We start from the raw sequence: 4862 nt of genomic DNA, 5'->3' as shown, positions 1-4862 counted from the left end.
GTGGATCAAAATTTCAGCCAAAACGCAAGCTCGAAAATATATAAAATTTCAAAAATGCGCCTAAAACGGCTGAGGTAACCCGTCCCAAATTTACTCCCGCATTTTTCAACTCTCCACCCCAATTTCACTCAAATTTAACCGCCCTTTGGCTAAGATTTCGCAAATTTAACGAAACAAAAAGGATCAAATTTGCACGCCTTGCTAAAAATATTTAAAACCGTTTTATATGCCGCGCTATTTTTAGGACTTTATCTTTTGGCGGATAAGTACGGCTTGTTTGCTAAATTTTAGTTTTTGATGCCGTAGATGGCAGCCAAGCTCCATAAAAACCGCCGTCAAATTTATGCTCTTAAACGCTCCAAATCAATCGCTGCCGAGTCGTCAAATTCGGCCTTCGCTACATAAAATGGAACTAAAATTTCAAATCTAATTTAGATATTTTAAAAACAAATTTCGGTAATATTGCGTTAGGCAAAAATTTTATCCGAAAGGAGCTGTTATGAGCGGTATTGCTCTCATCGTCTGCTTCGTCATCGCGGTCGTCGTTATGATCGTGCTGATTTCTAAGTTCGGGGTTCACCCCTTTATAGCGATCATGCTCGTCTCGCTCGCCCTAGCCGTCGTCGCGGGTATCGACCTGGTCAAGGTTCCCGCGATCATCGGAGAGGGATTTAGCGGGATATTTAAAAGCATAGGCATCGTCATTATCCTTGGCGCGCTCATCGGTATGGCGCTGGAAAAGACGGGTGCGGCGCTAAAGCTAGCCGATATGGTCGTGCGCTGCGTAGGCGACAAGCGCCCCGAGCTAGCCATGCTCATCATGGGCTGGATTGTCGGTATCCCGGTCTTTTGCGATAGCGGCTTTGTGGTGCTAGATCCGATCCGCCGCGCGATAAAGGAAAAGATCGGCGCCAACCCCGTAGCTATGGCCGTCGCGCTCTCGTGCGGCCTATACACCTCGCACGTGTTTATACCGCCGACTCCAGGCCCGATAGCGGCCGCTGGAGCCGTGGGCGTGGGGCACAACCTGCTGCTAGTCATCGCCGTGGGTGCGGTAGTTTCGATACCGGTTCTCATCGCGGGCTATCTTTTTGCTAAAACCATCGGCGCAAAAGTGAGCCTAAAGGAAGATCTTGCCGAAGTGGGCAAGAGTTACGACGAGATCATCAAAGAGCACGGTAAGCTACCTTGCGCGTTTTTGAGCTTGGCGCCGATTTTTATGCCGATTTTGCTGATGGCGCTGGGTTCGGTCGTCTCGATACTAAAGCTAGAGGGCGCGTTTGCGAGTTATGCTTTATTTTTAGGCAACCCGATCATAGCGCTTGGCGTCGGTGTGCTATTTGCCGTTATCTTGCTGGCCGAAACGGGCAAGCTGGGCGAATTTAACTTCATGACCAACGAAACGCTAAAGATCGTGGGACCTATCCTCTTTATCACGGCTGCGGGCGGCGTGCTAGGCAACGTCATCGCTAAGGCCGGATTTGTCGAGTTTATGAAGGCAAATGCCCATCTCATCGGCACTGTGGGCATATTTTTCCCGTTTGTTATCTCTGCTATCATCAAGACCGCTCAGGGCAGCTCGACCGTGGCGCTCACTACGACCGCCTCTATCATGGGGCTTTTCACCGATAGCGGCTCGATGATGAGCGCGCTAGGACTCACGAGCGAGATGGGTGCGGTGCTAACGGTGATGGCGATCGCTGCGGGCGCGATGACGGTTTCGCACGCTAACGATAGCTATTTCTGGGTCGTTACGAACTTTAGCAAGATGTCGCCGGAGCAGGGCTACAAGACCCAGACGATGCTTACATTTATAATGGGTATCGTGGGTATGGCGACGGTTTGGGTAGCGTCGCTTATTTTGCTGTAAATTTGACGGTTAAATTTGAGTGCGGTTTCGGCGTGACGAGACTGCACTCTCTACGGTAGTAACAGTAAATTTTCAAATTTGTCCGCCCAGACCCGCATCTTGAAAATGTTAAATTTGATTTGGTTAAATTTAGCATTATGCGCTAAGCTTTTTTGTTAAGGGGAAGTGGCTTGAATTACGGTCTACTTTGCAGCTCTCAAAGAGAGTGCAAGCACAAGACAAGCGTAGCGGACGCAAAAGTCCTCTGTAATCCAACTGCACGTGAGAGGTTGCTGCACTGTGTGCAGGTTTATGTGGCGCTATCGCGCGGCACGTTTTTAAATTTGCAATGAAGCCAAATTTGGCTCGCGATTTAAAACTAAATTTGATAAAATCAGACCGTAGAATTTAAGGCGAAGTATTTTGAGATGATTTTTGGGGTTGCGCAGATACAATTTAGCTTAGGCTGGACTTCTGCTTGCAGTTGCGAGTGCAACGAAGCAAAGATAGTACGCCGAGCTAAATTTTAGCCAGCTCCGCTTCTTGCAAAGCAGTGAGCGAAGCGCAACTGAAAAAGCGCTCAAAAGACAAGCCTTGCCAAAAAAGGAAAACAAATGAAAATACTAATAGCAATCGACTCTTTCAAGGGCTCTTTGAGCTCCCTCGAGGCCGGCAACGCCGTAAAGGAGGGCATCGAGGCCTTAGGGAGCGAAGTGGACGAAGTGGTGGTAAAGCCCATCGCAGACGGCGGCGAGGGTAGCGTGGTGGCGCTAGCAGACGCGCTAAACGGCGAGTTTATCGACGTCATCGTGCAAAATCCTCTCGGCGAAAAGATCCCTGCCAGATACGCGCTAGCAGGCGAGCTGGGCATCCTCGAGATGGCGTCTTCTAGCGGGCTCATGCTGGTGGAAAAAGAGCGCCGAAACCCGATGAAAACGAGCACTTACGGCTTTGGGCAGATGATTTTGCATGCCATTAGCAAAGGCGCGCGTAAATTTATCGTCGGTATCGGCGGTAGCGCTACGAACGACGCGGGCACGGGCATGCTAAGCGCGCTTGGATACGAGTTTTTTGACGAAAACGGCGAGTTGCTCGAGGGTAAAGGTGAAAACCTCATAAAAATCACCAAGATCTCAAACAAAAACGTGGCACCCGAGTTGCAAGAGTGCGAATTCCTCGTGGCTTGCGACGTGGATAATCCTCTGTTTGGCAAAAACGGCGCGGCCTACGTTTACGGCCCGCAAAAGGGCGCGGACGAGCAGATGGTAAAGGATCTAGACGCTGGGCTCATTAGCTTTGCGAGCGCGACGAGCGAGCACTTTTCGAGCGAATTTTGGAACTTTAAGGGCGCGGGCGCGGCAGGCGGGCTAGGGTACGGGTTTGTGAGCTACCTAAACGCCAAACTAAAGCCCGGCATCGACATCATCATGGAGGAAATCCGCCTCGAAGAAGACGTGAAAAACGCCGATCTAATCATCACCGGCGAGGGGCGACTGGACTTTCAAAGCTCGATGGGCAAGACCCCGACCGGAGTGGCGAAGATCGCCAAAAAATACGGCAAACCCGTCATTGCGCTAGCCGGTAGCGTGTCGCCGTGTGCCGGCGGCTGTAACGAAAACGGCATCGACGCGTTTTTTAGCGTATTAAACGAGCCCGTGAGCCTAGAGGAGGCGATGGATAAGCAAACCGCGACGCACAATCTAAAAATGACCGCAGAGCAGGCTTTGAGACTATATTTGCTAGGGCGCAAGGGGTAAATTTACGCTTTCTGCGGCGGCTCGGCGGGCGCATTTGCCGATTCGCCGACTTAGTCGCTCGGTGATCGGGTATTTTACGAGCCCGAGCGGATGTTTTTTGCTATAAATTCGTCTTTTGGCGCGGCTGTTTCGCTAGTTTTTCAAATTTAACATCGTGTTTTGACGCGTCAAATTTTAGTTCGAGTTTTTGCCGTTCAGGTTTTTGCGCTGCACGGTTTATCAAATTTACGAAAACTTAAAATTTAAAAATAAGCCAAAGCCAGAAAACAGGCTTTGGTTAAATTTGCTGCGGGTTTATTTTTCTTTGGCTTCGACTTCGATCTCTAGCTCGACTTTGTCAGATAGCGTGATCTCTGAGGTATCTAGCCCGATCTCAAAGAGCTTGCGTTTAGTTTCGCCCTCTAGGCTAAAGCCGATTTTTTCCTTGCCGTTTTTATCCGCAGTAAAGCCGCCAAGCTCGAATTTTAGCACCACGGGCTTAGTGACGCCGTGCATCGTGAGCGTGCCCACGACCTTGCCTTCAGTGTCGCTTTCTTTTTCAAATTTGACCATTTTGTAGGTGATTTTGTCAAATTTGTCCGCATTGAAAAAATCTGCGCTGCGTAGGTGCTCGTCGCGCTTGTCGTTTTGCGTATTTACCGAGGCGGTCTCGATGGTAGCCTCGAGTGCTTTTAGCTCTTTGGTGTCCTTGTCGTAGTCGATCACGGCGTCAAATTTGCCGAAATTTCCGCTAACTTTTGATATGCTTAGGTGCTTGATCTTAAAACCGACGCTGCTGTGCGCCGGGTCGATCTCGTAGACTGCGGCGTTTGCGAAGCTCGCTGCCAGCGCTGCTGTTAGCGAAAATTTGATTAGTTTTTTCATTTTTTTCTCCTTGTGATTTATGTCTGAAAGTGTATTTTAAAAAAGTAAATATATAACTTTTTCGCAACATTTTGAGAAAAATTTGAATTATTTATTCGGCGCCCGCAATGGCACGGAACAATAATCAGGCTAAATTTAGCCTAAAATTTCCCCGATGAAAAACAGCGCCGACATCGCAAATGTGCAGAGTGCGACTACCTTTAGCTGCCCGTCGAAGTCGCGGCATTCCCGCACTTTTAAGACGAAAAAGAGGTGCCACACAAGCGGCGCAAAGCTAGTTATGTAGAGTAGTTTTACGCCTGAATCTCCGCGCAAAAGCGAATAGCAAAGCATCAGGCTTGCTCCACCCGCGATCAGCGCGTAGTGGTAGCGTTTAGCCGCGCTCAGCCCGA

4 protein-coding genes and 1 pseudogene are annotated in these 4862 nt (G+C 49.4%); 3 read left to right on the top strand and 2 right to left on the bottom strand.

Going from position 1 to position 4862, the window contains the following annotated elements:
* The first annotated feature begins 499 nt into the window (after window positions 1–499).
* The 3 genes from Q0314_RS06460 to Q0314_RS06450 all read left to right on the top strand — a co-directional run bounded on the left by Q0314_RS06460 (window position 500) and on the right by Q0314_RS06450 (window position 3606).
* Window positions 500–1870, top strand: coding sequence for a GntP family permease (locus tag Q0314_RS06460; protein WP_298057631.1), 1371 nt, complete (start codon window positions 500–502; stop codon window positions 1868–1870).
* A 170-nt stretch (window positions 1871–2040) separates the two neighbouring features.
* Window positions 2041–2202: a hypothetical protein gene (locus tag Q0314_RS06455; protein WP_298057630.1), complete on the top strand. Its 162-nt coding sequence runs from the start codon at window positions 2041–2043 to the stop codon at window positions 2200–2202.
* Between the two features lie 261 nt (window positions 2203–2463).
* A complete protein-coding gene (locus Q0314_RS06450) occupies window positions 2464–3606 on the top strand; it encodes a glycerate kinase (protein WP_298057629.1) in 1143 nt (380 codons plus the stop codon).
* A 294-nt stretch (window positions 3607–3900) separates the two neighbouring features.
* Here the strand turns inward: Q0314_RS06450 and Q0314_RS06445 are convergent, their stop codons facing one another.
* Window positions 3901–4470 (bottom strand): YceI family protein, encoded by a 570-nt coding sequence (locus Q0314_RS06445; protein ID WP_298057627.1) that lies wholly within the window; start codon window positions 4468–4470, stop codon window positions 3901–3903.
* Window positions 4471–4605: 135 nt separating this feature from the next.
* A pseudogene (locus Q0314_RS06440) lies at window positions 4606–4862 on the bottom strand (1,4-dihydroxy-2-naphthoate polyprenyltransferase); the annotation flags it as partial.

This window comes from uncultured Campylobacter sp. (assembly GCF_938040115.1).
In the GTDB taxonomy this organism is placed as follows: Bacteria; Campylobacterota; Campylobacteria; order Campylobacterales; family Campylobacteraceae; genus Campylobacter_A.
This window is presented reverse-complemented; position numbering and strand designations above follow the sequence as displayed.